The sequence below is a fragment of the Agrobacterium sp. CMT1 genome (assembly GCF_037203725.1).
In the GTDB taxonomy this organism is placed as follows: Bacteria; Pseudomonadota; Alphaproteobacteria; order Rhizobiales; family Rhizobiaceae; genus Agrobacterium; species Agrobacterium pusense.
The window spans coordinates 237,199-250,984 of the sequence record NZ_JBBCAR010000017.1 but is presented as its reverse complement, the minus strand read 5'-3'; the positions used below and the strand labels follow the sequence as shown (position 1 = coordinate 250,984).

Here is a 13,786-nt window from a genome sequence, read left to right as displayed (position 1 = left end):
TCCTGAACGTCCGGAGGGCCTGAAGTAGAGGCCGTTGCGGTCATTAAAGACGATTATGGTAAATGATCGGTTTATTTCACCGAAGATACCAATTCTGATTTATCTATGTACTTTAGGAACGGCTATATCACGAGGCAGAAACAAGGATGGAATACTCGGTTTTACTTTCGCTCTTGTCGAAAACGGCTTTGCCGCCTTCCATCCGTACCTTGCCTTCGGCGAGTAATTTCAGCGCCAGTGGATAGAGCTGGTGCTCGACGGTGAGGATCCGCGCAGCCAGGGTATCGGCCGTGTCGTCGGAAAGAACCGGCACAGCCCCCTGCGCAATCGTCGGGCCCTCATCCATGCCTTCGGTGACGAAATGGACCGTGCAGCCGGAAATCTTCATGCCGCTGTCGATGGCACGCTCATGCGTATGCAAACCGGGGAAAAGCGGCAGCAGGGAAGGGTGGATATTGATGATGCGGCCTTCATAGGGGGCAATGAAATCCCCCGAGATCAGCCGCATATAGCCGGCGAGACAGATGATGTCAGGCGCAATCTCCCCAAGAGCGGCCAGAATGGCGCCCTCATGTTCCGTCTTGCTCGCATAGGTCCTGCGTTCGAAGACGAGGGTCGGAATGCCGAAACCCCGTGCCTTTTCCAGCCCGCCGGCAGTTGCCTTGTCCGAGATCACGCAGGCGATCTCCGCCGGAAAATCCGCCGTCTGGCAGGCCTTTACCAGCGACACCATGTTGGAGCCGCTGCCGGAGATGAAAACGACGACACGTTTGCGGCCGGACGACAGGGCGGCGGGCATCATAGGGCGAGGGCGCCCTTGTAGATCGTGCCATGCGCGCCTTCTTCACGGGCGACGATGCGGCCGAGCGGGAAGACGGTCTCGCCTTGGGCCGTGAGAACTTCGGTGACCTTTTCGGCATTTTCAGCCGAAACCACGGCGATCATGCCGACGCCGCAATTGAAGGTGCGCAGCATTTCCTTTGCTTCGACACCACCGGTTTTCGCAAGCCAGGAGAAGACGGCGGGAACCTCTATCGCTTCGAGATCGATCTCGGCGGCGAGATGTTTGGGCAGAACGCGCGGAATATTCTCCGGGAAACCGCCGCCGGTAATATGTGCCAGTGCCTTCAGCGCACCGGTCTCGCGGATCGCCTTCAGGAGCGGCTTCACATAGATGCGGGTTGGAGTCAGCAGCGCTTCGCCCAGCTTCTTGCCATCGGCGAAGGGAGCAGGTGCATCCCAGTCGAGCCCGGAGATCGATACGATCTTGCGCACCAGCGAGAAGCCGTTGGAGTGGACGCCGGATGAGGACAGGCCAAGAATGACGTCGCCCTCGGAAATGTCGCCGGCCGGCAGCAGCTGGCCGCGTTCGGCCGCGCCCACGGCAAAGCCCGCGAGGTCGTAATCACCATCTGAGTACATTCCCGGCATTTCAGCGGTTTCGCCGCCGATCAGCGCACAACCGGATTCGCGGCAGCCGGCGGCGATGCCGGAAACGATCGCAGCGCCCTGGTCGGGATCGAGCTTGCCGGTGGCAAAATAATCGAGGAAGAACAGCGGTTCTGCACCCTGAACCACGAGATCGTTGACGCACATGGCGACGAGATCGATACCGACGGTGTCGTGATAGTTTGCGTCGATGGCGATCTTCAGCTTGGTGCCGACGCCGTCATTGGCGGCCACCAGAACCGGGTCGGTGAAGCCAGCGGCTTTCAGATCGAACAGGCCGCCGAAGCCGCCGATTTCGCCGTCCGCGCCGGGACGTCGCGTGGAACGCACCGCCGGTTTGATCTTCTCGACCATCAGATTGCCGGCGTCGATATCCACCCCTGCGTCACTATAGGTAAGACCGTTCTTGCCCGACTGGCTCATGGCTCTCGTCTCCGCTGGTTCCTTTGGCGTCGCCATTCGCACGGGACGGGGCCTGATGCAAGGGTTTGCGTGGCAAAACCTCCGGTTTTTAACGGCTTTGACGTTCCGCGATGGTCGCTCTCGGCAGCATTTGCCGCAATGCGGCGAAGGTGGGACCGGATATTCTGCGTTGTCGGCTTTTTCAGTCCCCTTATCCCTTTGCCGACGCAGTCTTGACCATGTGCCCACGCCCATCCTATCTCCATGATGCGGGATGACGATGCGGTGACAGAAGGATGAACGGATGCAACCCCATGTAAGCGGTACCAGCCTGCGCCGGCAGGTGTTTTTCTGGATCGGCGTACTTGCCGTCTTTATCCTCTTCCTGATGGTCTTCAGCTCCATTCTCCTGCCTTTCGTGGCTGGCATGGCGCTAGCCTATTTTCTCGATCCGGTGGCCGATTGGCTGGAGAGGCGCGGCCTCAGCCGGCTGATGGCCACAGTCGTCATTCTCATCTCCTTCGTGCTGGTCTTCGCGCTGTCGCTCATCATCATCATTCCGCTCATCGCCGCCCAGGCCTCGGAATTCATCACGCGCATACCGCAATATATCTCGTCGCTGCAGCAGCTGATCGCCGGCGCCGATACCAATCTCCTGCCGGACTGGGTGAGCAGCCAGATCGATGCGGTAAAGGAGAACTTCTCGAAACTCCTCACCGAAGGTGCGGGTTTCATCGGCACATTGCTGACGCAGATATGGAATTCCGGGAAATCGCTGGTCGATGTCGTGTCGCTCCTGGTGGTCACCCCCGTCGTCGCCTTTTACCTGTTGCTTGACTGGGACCGGATGATCGACAAGGTCGACAGCTGGATACCGCGCGATTACGTGCACACGGTGCGCCAGATCGCCCGCGACATGGACAAGACCATTGCCGGTTTCGTGCGTGGGCAGGGCTCGCTCTGCCTCATTCTCGGGGTTTATTACGCCGTCGGCCTGTCGCTGGTCGGGCTTAATTTCGGCCTTTTGATCGGCCTTTTTTCGGGCCTCATCAGCTTCATTCCCTATATCGGCTCCATGGTCGGCCTGATCCTGGCGGTTGGCGTCGCCATCGTGCAGTTCTGGCCGGATTATCTCTATGTCGTACTGACCCTGGTCGTGTTCTTTTCCGGCCAGTTCATCGAAGGCAACATCCTGCAGCCGAAACTTGTCGGCAGCAGCGTCGGCCTGCATCCTGTCTGGCTGATGTTTGCCCTCTTCGCTTTCGGCGCGCTTTTCGGCTTCGTCGGGCTTCTCGTCGCGGTGCCGGCTGCGGCGGCGGTCGGCGTGCTTGTCCGCTTCGCCTTGTCGCGGTATCTTGAAAGCGATCTTTACCACGGGCACGCCGCCAACCTTCCCTGGGAAGCCAACCTCACCCTGGAAGAAAGGGAAACGTCCTCCGGCAAGGTTGACTCTCAGAGCTGACAATGACTGACCCAATCAAAACCGACAACGCCCGGTCGAAGGCCGAGCAGCTGCCGCTCGCATTTTCGCATCCGTCCGCCTCCGGCCGGGACGATCTCCTCGTGTCGGCTTCGCTGGAGGCCGCCGTCAGCCTCGTTGACGCATGGCCGCACTGGCCCTCGCCGGTGGTCGTGCTGGCAGGGCCGCCCGGTTCCGGAAAATCGCACCTTGCCAATATCTGGAAAAATATCAGCGAGGCCCGCGAGATTCATCCGCAAGCGGGCGCGGATGCCGCGCGCGCGGCCGAAAGGGGGGCGGTGCTGTTCGAGGATGCCGATCGGCGTGATTTTGACGATACCGAACTCTTCCATGTCATCAACAGCGTACGCCAGAATGGCACGACGCTTCTGATGACCAGCCGACAATGGCCGTCGGCCTGGCCGGTCGCGCTGCCGGATCTGCGCTCGCGCCTCAAGGCCGTGACGGTGGTGGAAACGGGTGAACCGGACGAGGCGCTGCTGGCGCAGGTGCTGGTGAAGCTCTTCGCTGACCGGCAGCTTTACATGGATGACAAACTCATAGGCTACATCGTCAACAGAATGGAACGTTCGCTCGATACGGCGCAGACGATCGTAGAGCGGATCGACAGGCTGGCGCTTTCGCGCGGAACGAGGATCACCCGCCCACTGGTGGCGGAAGTCCTCAACGCGATGGACAATGCCGAGATACATAACGGACCGGACGACGATTGACTGTCACAGTTCCGTCGTCAAACTGTTATACGGGCAAGAAGGACGATCGCGGGATGCAGCAGGATCACGGATTGGAAATTGGTCAGGGGATGGAACAGGGCATGGACGCTGTCGCGCAGGAAGATTTCAACAAGGTTCAGCCGCAGACCGAGGGCGAGAACCTCTGGGATAGCCCCGCGCGTTTCATCAACCGCGAATTCTCCTGGCTCCAGTTCAACCGCCGTGTCCTTGAGGAAACGCTGAACACCGATCACCCGCTGCTGGAGCGGCTGCGTTTCCTGTCCATCTCGGCGGCCAATCTCGATGAGTTCTTCATGGTTCGCGTCGCCGGCCTCGAAGGCCAGGTGCGCCAGAAGATCACCGTCAGGACCCCGGACGGCAAGACCCCGGCAGAACAGCTCGAAGATATTCTGAAGGAAATCGACAACCTGCAAATGGAGCAGCAGGCCTCGCTTGCCGTTCTGCAGCAATATCTTGCCAAGGAAGAAATCTACATCGTACGCCCGGCTGCGCTTTCGGATGAGGATCGCAACTGGCTGGAGACCGAGTTTGAGGAACGCATGTTCCCGGTGCTGACGCCGCTCTCCATCGATCCGGCGCACCCGTTCCCCTTCATTCCCAATCTCGGCTTTTCCATGGGGCTGCAGCTGGACAGCGTCAACGGCCGCGAGCCGATGACGGCGCTTTTGCGCCTGCCGCCGGCGCTCGACCGCTTCGTGCGGCTGCCGGATGAGAAGAACGCCATCCGCTACATCACGCTCGAGGATGTGGTCGGTCTGTTCATTCACCGGCTCTATCCCGGCTATACCGTTCGCGGTTCCGGCACGTTCCGCATCATCCGCGATAGCGATATCGAGGTGGAGGAAGAGGCCGAAGATCTGGTGCGCTTCTTTGAAAGCGCGCTGAAACGCCGCCGCCGCGGTTCCGTCATCCGCATCGAGACCGACAGTGAAATGCCGCAGTCGCTCAGGCAGTTCGTGGTGCATGAACTCGGTGTGCCGGATAATCGCGTCGCGGTTCTGCCCGGTCTTCTCGCGCTCAACACGATCTCGGAAATCGTGCGCGCCCCGCGCGACGACCTGAAATTCGAGCCCTACAATGCCCGTTTCCCGGAGCGAGTTCGTGAACATGCCGGCGATTGCCTCGCTGCTATCCGCGAAAAGGACATGGTGGTTCACCATCCCTATGAAAGCTTCGACGTGGTGGTGCAGTTCCTCCTGCAGGCTGCGCGCGATCCCGAAGTACTCGCCATCAAGCAGACGCTTTACCGCACCTCCAACGACAGCCCGATCGTTCGCGCGCTGATCGATGCCGCGGAAGCAGGTAAATCCGTCACCGCGCTGGTCGAGCTCAAAGCGCGTTTCGACGAGGAAGCAAATATCCGCTGGGCGCGCGATCTGGAACGCGCCGGCGTGCAGGTCGTGTTCGGCTTCATCGAACTCAAGACCCACGCCAAGATGTCGATGGTGGTGCGCCGCGAGGATGGCAAGCTCCGGACCTATTGCCACCTTGGCACGGGCAACTATCACCCGATCACGGCCAAGATCTATACCGACCTGTCCTTCTTCACCTGCAACCCGAAGATCGCCCACGACATGGCGAATATCTTCAACTTCATCACGGGTTACGGCGAACCGGAGGAGGGCATGAAGCTGGCGGTCTCGCCCTATACGCTACGCGCGCGCATCCTCAAGCATATTCACGAGGAAATCGAGCACGCCAAGCGCGGCGCGCCGGCGGCGATCTGGATGAAGATGAATTCGCTTGTCGATCCGGAGATCATCGATGCGCTCTACCATGCCAGCGCCGCCGGTGTTGAGGTGGACCTTGTCGTGCGCGGCATCTGCTGCCTGCGCCCGCAGGTGCCCGGCCTGTCGGACAATATCCGCGTCAAATCCATCGTCGGCCGCTTCCTGGAGCACAGCCGCATCTTCTGCTTCGGCAATGGTCTCGGCCTGCCGTCGGACAAGGCGCTGGTCTATATCGGCTCCGCCGACATGATGCCGCGCAATCTTGACCGCCGCGTGGAGACGCTGGTGCCGCTGACCAATCCCACCGTGCATGAGCAGGTTCTTTCACAGATTATGCTGGGCAATCTCATTGACAACCAGCAGAGCTACGAGATACTTGCGGACGGAACGTCGAGGCGCATCGAGGTGCGTAAAGGCGAAGAACCGTTCAACGCGCAGCACTATTTCATGACCAATCCCAGCCTTTCCGGACGTGGTGAAGCCCTGAAATCCAGTGCGCCCAAATTGATTGCCGGGTTGATTTCGTCCCGCAAGAAACAGGCTGAATGACTCGATCAGAAGCACAGGGGCGGCTGACCGGCCTTGCCCCCGTTTCCGTCATAGATATTGGCTCGAACTCCGTTCGTCTTGTCGTATATGAAGGTCTTTCCCGCGCGCCTGCGGTGCTGTTCAACGAAAAGGTGCTTTGCGGGCTTGGCAAAGGTTTGGCGCTGACGGGGCGCATGCATGAGGAGGGTGTGAGCCGCGCGCTCCTGGCGCTCAGGCGTTTTCACGCCCTCTCCGAGCAGGCGCAGGCGCAGCAGCTTTATGTGCTGGCCACGGCCGCGGCCCGAGAAGCGGAAAATGGTCCCGATTTCATTCGTGAGGCCGAAGCCATCCTCGGCTGCGAGATCGAGGTTCTGTCGGGTGAGAAGGAAGCGCTTTATTCGGCCTATGGCGTGATCAGCGGTTTCCATGATCCTGATGGCATCGCCGGCGACCTCGGGGGCGGCTCGCTGGAGCTGATCGACATCAAGGGCAAGAGCTGCGGCGAAGGCATCACCCTGCCGCTTGGCGGTCTGAGGCTTTCGGAGCAATCGGACGGCTCGCTGGAAAAAGCGGCGACTATTGCCAGAAAACACGTCAAATCCTTCGGCAAACTTCTGGCGGCGGGTGAGGGGCGCACCTTTTACGCCGTCGGCGGCACCTGGCGAAATATCGCCAAGCTGCATATGGAGATATCCGGTTATCCCCTGCACATGATGCAGGGTTATGAATTGCCGCTAGAGGAAATGCTGAATTTCCTCGAGGAGGTCATCGTCTCCCGGGATAGCAAGGATCCCGCCTGGCAGGCGGTCTCCAAGAACCGCCGCTCGCTCCTGCCATTCGGTGCCATCGCCATGCGCGAAGTTCTGAAGATGATGAAGCCGGCCAGGATCGCTTTTTCCGCACAGGGCGTACGCGAGGGTTACCTTTATTCGCTGCTGACGGAGGCGGAGCGCGAATCCGATCCGCTGCTGGTGGCCGCCGACGAACTTGCCATTCTGCGCGCCCGTTCTCCGGAGCATGCGCGAGAACTGGCGGACTGGAGCGGTCGCACCTTCCCGGTTTTCGGCATCGACGAGACGGAAGAGGAAAGCCGCTATCGGCAGGCCGCCTGCCTGCTGGCCGACATCAGCTGGCGCGCGCATCCCGATTACCGCGGTCTGCAGGCGCTCAATATCATCGCCCACTCGTCCTTCGTGGCGATCACCCATCCCGGGCGCGCCTATATTGCACTTGCCAATTATTACCGCTTTGAAGGCCTGAACGACAACGGCACCACCGAGCCGCTTGCCGCCATGGCGGGGGAGCGTCTGCAGGAACTCGCCAAACTGCTGGGCGGCCTGCTGCGCGTCGTATATCTTTTTTCAGCCTCCATGCCGGGTGTCGTGGATCACCTGAAATTCCGCAAGACAGATAATCCGGATCTCGATCTGGAATTTGTGGTGCCGCATGATTATTGCGATTTTGCCGGCGAGCGGCTGGACGGACGTTTGCAGCAACTGGCGAAGCTGACGGGCAAGCGGCTGGCCTTCGTGTTCGAATAAGGAGCGGCGGAGTTTCTGTTCACGACAGAAACGACATTGGCCCCGTGCTAGGACCAGCGCTCGCAGAACGCTTCGATATCGTTTGACTGAAAGTCGCCAAGCCGCGCCATGATCGTCTCGAAGGGCCAGTCCCACCAGGCAATAGCGGTAAGCTTCTGCGCAATCGATCGTGAAAAGCGCTCGCGAATGATTTTTGCGGGTACGCCGCCGACGATGGTATAGGGCGGCACGTCCCTGGTCACCACGGCGCCGGCGGCCAGCACCGCGCCGTGTCCCACCTTGACGCCCGGCAGGACGATGACCCCGTGCGCGATCCAGACATCGTGACCGATAACGGCGCGATCCTGCTTCCGCTGCGCGAAAAAGGCATCGTCGCGCACTGCATCGACCGAGTAATATTCCGGGCAGTAGCTGAAACGGTGCATGGATGGCCGGTCCATCGGATGGTTGGGAGCGCCTATCCTGACCTCCGCCGCGATGGCGCAGAACTTCCCGATGATCGCATCCCCCACCATGCAGCGGGGACCAAGATAAGAGTAGTCTCCGAGCTCAACATTATGCAGCGAGGTATCGGCCAAAATCTCGCAGCATCTGCCGATGCTCGAGTCTCTTGCGCTGGCTGTTGCATGAATGACGGTCTCTGCGAGCTTAGGGCGCTTGATCTGTGCGGTCGAATCCATTGCAGTCTCCCGATTCTGCGCCTGCTTAACCGGGCATGATGAAGGCCCTATGACGTGAGACGGCGGAGCAGTCCGTCCGTGACCGGCATACCCTCTCAAGTTCAGACCACGTCTCTGCTTCGTGTGACATTCTCTCCTTACAGATCGGCGTCACCTGCCGGCGACATTCGGGCGCATTATCGTTTCCAATAGTGCTCCGTTATGTTTTGAGCATTCCGAATGATATGACCGGCGATTTCTGGGTCGCCGCCCTCAAAGGTCTGCGGGTCGGCCCCGCATAACAACAAAAAGAGCTGTTGATGCGCGACCGCGGCAAAATAATCCCGGGGTGGTGGCTGCATGTCTGACCCGGTCGCCTCGAATGCTTCGGCGACTTCTTTGCTGGCGCGCTCAACCGCTGCATGAACACTCGCCATCATCGCCGCTTCGTTGCGTTCCAATATATCCTGAACCTGCCGTTCTGCCGGTGTCAGAACCGGACAACTCTCGCTCATTAAATGTCTCTCCTGTCGGTACAGCCATTTCGCCAAGCAATATTATCGCGTGGATTGTGTCCGCTTTGCGGGAAACATAAATCTTGGTCTTGAAGTGTAGCGCGCCGGTTGACCTCCATGCCGTGCGGATCGACAGCAATGGGCTGTCCTTTTTGCAAGCCGTTCAGCCGTGGCCGAGTGCCTTTCGAATGCAGGCGCTGAGATAGGCATATTGCAGCGGCGTTATCGTCGCCATGACTTCGGTCCGATTGGCGGGATGATCCTGATAACCCACCGGCAGATCAAATTGGGTGAAGGTGAAATCCCAGCGGACGCCATCAATGATATTGTAGAAGTGTTGCGCGCCGCTGACAGCGGTTTTCGCAAGTTCGCCGCCGAAAATGTCCTGAACCACCAGGGCAGTGACGCTTCCTTGCCCCCTGGCTGGATTTTCGCGCGACCAGAGGCCGCTGGTCTCGCCCGACCAGCTTCTCTTCAGGGCGTAGTACAGTCTTTCGGCATGGTCCTGCATGAAACGTCTTCTTTTCCGCAAGCATGTTTCTGTCGCGGCCGGAAAATCGGAAAGGAGCGCCGCGCAGACGTTCGTGTCTGCCAGCGCTCCGTCCGGATCATTGGTGACCGTCAATGCAAATGACGGCAGCCGTGGCCTCACTTCGCCTCGAGCAGGTCCTTGACCTCAAGCAGAACGAATTCGTTGTCATCAGCCTTGTCCAGCGCCCGCCCGGCAGAGAAAGGCAGGTTGTTGTCATTGCCGACGATGATATGCGTGGCATCGACGCGGTCGACATTCTCGATGGTGACGAAAGGCATGTCGTAGAAACCATTGCCGCCGCCCTGGCGCTTCTTGTTATCAGGGTCGGAGATCTTCATCAGGTCGATGTAGCCGATCTTGCGGGCGGCCTTGCCGACATTGGCGTCGTTGAATTCGATCTTGTAGATGCGCTTGACCTTGGCTGGGCGGGCGAAGCAGTCCGCAGTGGGAGCCTTCGGGTCGGCGCAGGCCTTGTCGGCCGTGCCGGCGCCGTTGTCGCGTTCGATGACGAGGGCAGTGGTCTCGTCCAGCATGTTGAAGTCACCGATCGCCTCGCCGCCTTCCGCCAGCGGATAAAGCCAGCTGCGACCGGTCCACTCTTTCCTGGCGGTGTCCAGTTCGATGATGCGCAGCGCGGTCGCGCCGTCTTCGGTCTTTTCTACCTGCCCGTCCGCCATATAGAGCGGTCCTTCGAGAAGGCCGTAGAGCTTTGAGCCGTCCTTGGAGAGCGCCATGCCTTCATAACCGCCGGAGCGTTTCAGGTTGAAAGCGGGCATTTTCTGAGTCGGGTTGCCAGGCAGTGTGAGAGCCGGATGGTCGGGAGACTTCACCTCGATATCGCCGGCCTTGGTGGAGATCACATCGGTCAGCTTGCCGTCGCGGGTGAATTTCAGGATGTAAGGACCGAATTCCTCACCCACCCAGAAACCGTCGGCAACAGGCTGAATGGATTCGACATCGAAATCGGCGCCCGTCAGGTAGCGCTTTTCCGTGCCTTCCAGAACGATGGGGAAGGGCGATTTCATGTCAGGGTCGGAGAGAAACACGGTTTCAAGCGCATTGACCTTGCCGGCTTCCCAGTCGAACTTCAGATGGTGAAGCATCAGCATGGCGTCGCTCGAATTGAGCTTGGAGCCGAAACCGTTGTCGGAAAGGCTCCAGAAGCTGCCGTCCGGCATGGCCTTGATGCCGGAAAAGCCCTGCATGGGCTGGCCGTTGAACGGCATGGAAAGGCCGGTCAGGCGCGCGCCGTCCTTGCCGGGCACGGTGCCGAGGCCTTCGGCGCGCTTGCGGTCGGCTGTGGTGAACTTGGCGGAGGTCTTGAGATGTGCCGGCGCATCGGCAGGCGCGGCGATGATGGTGTTGGCCGGCAGAATGGCATGTGAAACCAGCTTTGCCGGAAACTCCTTTTCCGCTGCCTGCGATGCGGAAGCGAGCGCGAGAACCGCGCAAGAGGCGAAAAGAACGTGCTTCATGTTGAGACCCCTCTCAGTACCTGTTGAAGACAGGATTGACGCGATAGGGGCAGCACATGACAGAGAGGTGATTGCCGTTTGAAGCTTTGATGAATTTTGATGACGGCGGCCGCTGGCAAAGGTGACGGCGACGTTGCTTCGCCCTAAGCGGCGGGGGCTTGATACTGGCTGAGCGTGCAGACACCGAGCGTCTGACCACGGCCCTTGACCGCGTGCTCGCCGAGATATTCGCTGCGCACGCCCTTGGGCAGCACCAGCTGATGGGCGAGGTCGGCGGAAATCAGCACGGGGTGGCCAAGCATCTTGCTCAGCGATTCGAGTCTGGAGGTCGTGTTCACCGTATCGCCGAAATAGGTGATCTTGTGATGGTCAACGCCGATTTCCGCAGTGATGACAGGTCCGCCATGAATGGCGAAGCGCAGGCGCGGCACTTCACCAAAGCGGGAAAGCCACATGTCGCGCTTTTCCTCGATGGTCGCCTGAATATCGAAAACGCAGCGCACGCAGGCGGCGCGCCGTATCGCCCTATGGTATGGCCAGGTGATGATCGCGGCGTCGCCGATGTAATCGTCGATGACGCCGCCGTGTTTCCTGACCGGTGCGGCATAGCTCGCGAAGATTTCGCCGAGAAACTCCTGTGCCTTCAGGTCGCCATGGGTTTCTGCGAAGGAGGTGGAGCCGACAAGGTCGATGAAGATGAAGACACGGTCTTCGCTCACCGGTCTGCGATAACGCCCGAGAATGAGGTCGATGAAGATATCGCGGCCAAGAAGTTCACGCACGCGCATGATGAAGACGATGATGCCGCAGACGATGAGCGTGAAGACCAGCGTCTGTACTTCGGCATGAACGGCGCGTTTCCAGGTGCCGGGAAAGATGCCACTCAGCCACAGGATCGTGCCGCCCAGCCCGAACCCGCAGAAGACGAGAACAGCATAGATGACAAGACCGACGGCAATGTAAACCGGTGTCGGCAGGGCGCTGACCTGCCGCGACAGGCCGGGCATGATGTAACCGCGCTCGAAGGCGAGGATTGGCGCGCAGGCAAACAGCGCATAGGTCGCGCCGATGAGCGCGCCACCGCCATATTCCAGGAATGCGTAGGCCACGCCGCTGCCGGCCACGGCAACGAAGAGCACCACGTAATCCAGAATGGGCAGCAATTTTCTCATGTCGATTCTTGATCTCGGGAAGGGCAGGCCCGTCGCTCCTTGCGGGCAAAGCTTCTGTTCAGGTCATATGCGACATTAATGTGGAAAAAGCGCTGGAAAAAGTGAGCAATCGGTAAGGTTGCATAAAGGATCGGAAAGCCTGTTGCCCGGTTGCCGCAACGGACGGGGCCCGCACCCCGCCTAAGTTTATATTGTGTATTCGATGGCTTCACCGATTTTGTCGCCCGACGCGCTGTCGGGCGATTCGGGTGTTCGGCCAGCGCCATTCAGATGCAGCGCTAGCGAATGAGGCGACACGCGGTATGAGAAGGTCGCGGAAAGAGCGAGCGTTACGACTCGTTCGCCGCAACCTCTACAGCCTCGACCTTCTTGCCGGCAAAACGCAGGGCGACCTCACCATTGATGAGCTTCAGCGCCACATTGCCGAAAAGCTCCCGCCGCCAACCGGTCAGTGCTGCCACCGTTGCCTTTTCGCCCTCGGCGGCGATCTTGTCCAGATCGTCGCTATTGGCGATGACCTTGGCGGCGACGCCGTGCTTGTCAGCTGTCAGCTTCAGCAGAACCTTCAAGAGTTCCACGGCAGCGCCCGAACCTTCCGGCGCGTGGCTGTGACGCGGTGCCTTCGGCATTTCTTCTTTCGGCAGCGCCAGCGCCGCATTCACCGTCTCGACGATGGCGTTGCCGGACGCGGAGCGTTCCCAGCCCTTGGGAATGGTGCGAAGCCGCGACAGCGCCTCGGCATCCTTTGGCTGCTGCTGGGCGATTTCGAAGATCGCATCGTCTTTCAGCACGCGCGAGCGAGGCACGTTGCGGGAGCGCGCCTCCCGCTCGCGCCAGGCGGCGACGAATTTGAGGATGGCAAGCTCGGTCGGCTTGCGCAGGCGCGATTTCAGCCGCAGCCAGGCATCGTCGGGATGCATGTCATACGTGTCGCGAGACTCGAGAATATCCATCTCTTCGGTCAGCCACAGCGAGCGGCCTTCGCGCTCGAGCTGGGCTTTCAGCGAGAGATAGACATCCCGCAGATGGGTCACGTCGGCCAGCGCGTAATCCAGCTGCTTTTCGGTCAGCGGGCGGCGGCTCCAGTCGGTGAAACGGGAGGATTTGTCGATCTGCACGTTTTTGATCTTCTGAACCAGCTGGTCGTAGGAGATCGAATCGCCGAAACCGCAGACCATGGCGGCGACCTGCGTGTCGAAGATCGGATGCGGAATAAGCCCGCCGAGATGGTAGATGATTTCGATGTCCTGTCGCGCCGCGTGGAAAACCTTCACGACGTCGGGATTGGCCATCAACTCGAAAAGCGGCGTAAGATCGAGGCCCTTCGCCAGCGGATCGACCAGCACCTCGAGAGTCGGGCTTGCCATCTGCACGAGGCAGAGTTCCGGCCAGAAGGTGGTTTCCCGCAAAAATTCGGTGTCGATGGTGATGAATTCCGATTTCGCCAGTTCCGTGCAAGCCTCGGCGAGGGCGGCAGTCGTTTCAATCATTGCAAATGGCCACTCGTGAAAATTATCCGTCTTACTTTCCCTTTGCCGGGCGCATGTCAATACAAAGCCCGTTTTTGAA

The 13,786-nt window shown here is 59.8% G+C and carries 12 protein-coding genes; 4 read left to right on the top strand and 8 right to left on the bottom strand.

The features are described from left to right. Nucleotides 1–127: 127 nt before the first annotated feature. Complete coding sequence (gene purN, locus WA845_RS20635) at nt 128–802, bottom strand: phosphoribosylglycinamide formyltransferase (protein WP_112555071.1); 675 nt, start codon at nt 800–802, stop codon at nt 128–130. Further along, nucleotides 799–1,872: a phosphoribosylformylglycinamidine cyclo-ligase gene (gene purM / locus WA845_RS20630; RefSeq protein WP_112555069.1), complete on the bottom strand. Its 1,074-nt coding sequence runs from the start codon at nt 1,870–1,872 to the stop codon at nt 799–801. Before purM ends, purN begins: the two co-directional genes overlap by 4 nt. A 283-nt stretch (nt 1,873–2,155) precedes the next feature. On the opposite strand from purM, the gene WA845_RS20625 reads away from it, so the two are divergent. The 4 genes from WA845_RS20625 (at nt 2,156) to ppx (ending at nt 7,864) form a co-directional block, all read left to right on the top strand. Continuing rightward, the gene (locus WA845_RS20625; RefSeq protein ID WP_004441130.1) at nt 2,156–3,313 is read left to right on the top strand and encodes an AI-2E family transporter; all 1,158 of its coding nucleotides are present in this window, start codon (nt 2,156–2,158) and stop codon (nt 3,311–3,313) included. A gap of 2 nt (nt 3,314–3,315) precedes the next feature. Continuing rightward, entirely contained in the window at nt 3,316–4,044 is a 729-nt protein-coding gene (gene hdaA / locus WA845_RS20620) for a DnaA regulatory inactivator HdaA (protein WP_112555067.1), read from the top strand. Between the two features lie 101 nt (nt 4,045–4,145). Beyond that, on the top strand, nt 4,146–6,344 hold the full coding sequence (locus WA845_RS20615; protein ID WP_112555150.1) for an RNA degradosome polyphosphate kinase: 2,199 nt from the start codon (nt 4,146–4,148) through the stop codon (nt 6,342–6,344). Next, the gene (ppx, locus tag WA845_RS20610) at nt 6,341–7,864 is read left to right on the top strand and encodes an exopolyphosphatase (protein WP_112555065.1); all 1,524 of its coding nucleotides are present in this window, start codon (nt 6,341–6,343) and stop codon (nt 7,862–7,864) included. The genes WA845_RS20615 and ppx overlap by 4 nt, the downstream gene beginning before the upstream one ends. 47 nt (nt 7,865–7,911) lie before the next feature. Here the strand turns inward: ppx and WA845_RS20605 are convergent, their stop codons facing one another. From WA845_RS20605 to rnd, 6 genes are all read right to left on the bottom strand, one after another. Next, nucleotides 7,912–8,544, bottom strand: coding sequence for an acetyltransferase (locus tag WA845_RS20605; RefSeq protein WP_072494275.1), 633 nt, complete (start codon nt 8,542–8,544; stop codon nt 7,912–7,914). 176 nt (nt 8,545–8,720) lie between these two features. Then, complete coding sequence (locus tag WA845_RS20600) at nt 8,721–9,038, bottom strand: hypothetical protein (protein WP_072494276.1); 318 nt, start codon at nt 9,036–9,038, stop codon at nt 8,721–8,723. Nucleotides 9,039–9,201: 163 nt separating this feature from the next. Beyond that, the gene (locus WA845_RS20595) at nt 9,202–9,549 is read right to left on the bottom strand and encodes a YunG family protein (protein ID WP_072494902.1); all 348 of its coding nucleotides are present in this window, start codon (nt 9,547–9,549) and stop codon (nt 9,202–9,204) included. A gap of 137 nt (nt 9,550–9,686) precedes the next feature. Next, on the bottom strand, nt 9,687–11,045 hold the full coding sequence (locus WA845_RS20590) for an esterase-like activity of phytase family protein (RefSeq protein ID WP_035207701.1): 1,359 nt from the start codon (nt 11,043–11,045) through the stop codon (nt 9,687–9,689). Nucleotides 11,046–11,188: 143 nt separating this feature from the next. Further along, nucleotides 11,189–12,217, bottom strand: a complete 1,029-nt coding sequence (locus tag WA845_RS20585) for an adenylate/guanylate cyclase domain-containing protein (protein ID WP_004441145.1) — start codon at nt 12,215–12,217, stop codon at nt 11,189–11,191. Nucleotides 12,218–12,546: 329 nt separating this feature from the next. Further along, on the bottom strand, nt 12,547–13,707 hold the full coding sequence (gene rnd, locus WA845_RS20580; RefSeq protein ID WP_004441147.1) for a ribonuclease D: 1,161 nt from the start codon (nt 13,705–13,707) through the stop codon (nt 12,547–12,549). Nucleotides 13,708–13,786: the final 79 nt, after the last annotated feature.

What these genes read in the sequence shown, in the direction of transcription:
- rnd (WP_004441147.1), bottom strand. Translation starts at nt 13,707, where the DNA reads ATGATTGAAACGACTGCCGCCCTCGCCGAGGCTTGCACGGAACTGGCG.
- WA845_RS20600 (WP_072494276.1), bottom strand. Translation starts at nt 9,038, where the DNA reads ATGAGCGAGAGTTGTCCGGTTCTGACACCGGCAGAACGGCAGGTTCAG.
- ppx (WP_112555065.1), top strand. Translation starts at nt 6,341, where the DNA reads ATGACTCGATCAGAAGCACAGGGGCGGCTGACCGGCCTTGCCCCCGTT.
- hdaA (WP_112555067.1), top strand. Translation starts at nt 3,316, where the DNA reads ATGACTGACCCAATCAAAACCGACAACGCCCGGTCGAAGGCCGAGCAG.
- WA845_RS20595 (WP_072494902.1), bottom strand. Translation starts at nt 9,549, where the DNA reads ATGCAGGACCATGCCGAAAGACTGTACTACGCCCTGAAGAGAAGCTGG.
- purN (WP_112555071.1), bottom strand. Translation starts at nt 802, where the DNA reads ATGATGCCCGCCGCCCTGTCGTCCGGCCGCAAACGTGTCGTCGTTTTC.
- WA845_RS20625 (WP_004441130.1), top strand. Translation starts at nt 2,156, where the DNA reads ATGCAACCCCATGTAAGCGGTACCAGCCTGCGCCGGCAGGTGTTTTTC.
- purM (WP_112555069.1), bottom strand. Translation starts at nt 1,872, where the DNA reads ATGAGCCAGTCGGGCAAGAACGGTCTTACCTATAGTGACGCAGGGGTG.
- WA845_RS20605 (WP_072494275.1), bottom strand. Translation starts at nt 8,544, where the DNA reads ATGGATTCGACCGCACAGATCAAGCGCCCTAAGCTCGCAGAGACCGTC.
- WA845_RS20615 (WP_112555150.1), top strand. Translation starts at nt 4,146, where the DNA reads ATGGACGCTGTCGCGCAGGAAGATTTCAACAAGGTTCAGCCGCAGACC.
- WA845_RS20590 (WP_035207701.1), bottom strand. Translation starts at nt 11,045, where the DNA reads ATGAAGCACGTTCTTTTCGCCTCTTGCGCGGTTCTCGCGCTCGCTTCC.
- WA845_RS20585 (WP_004441145.1), bottom strand. Translation starts at nt 12,217, where the DNA reads ATGAGAAAATTGCTGCCCATTCTGGATTACGTGGTGCTCTTCGTTGCC.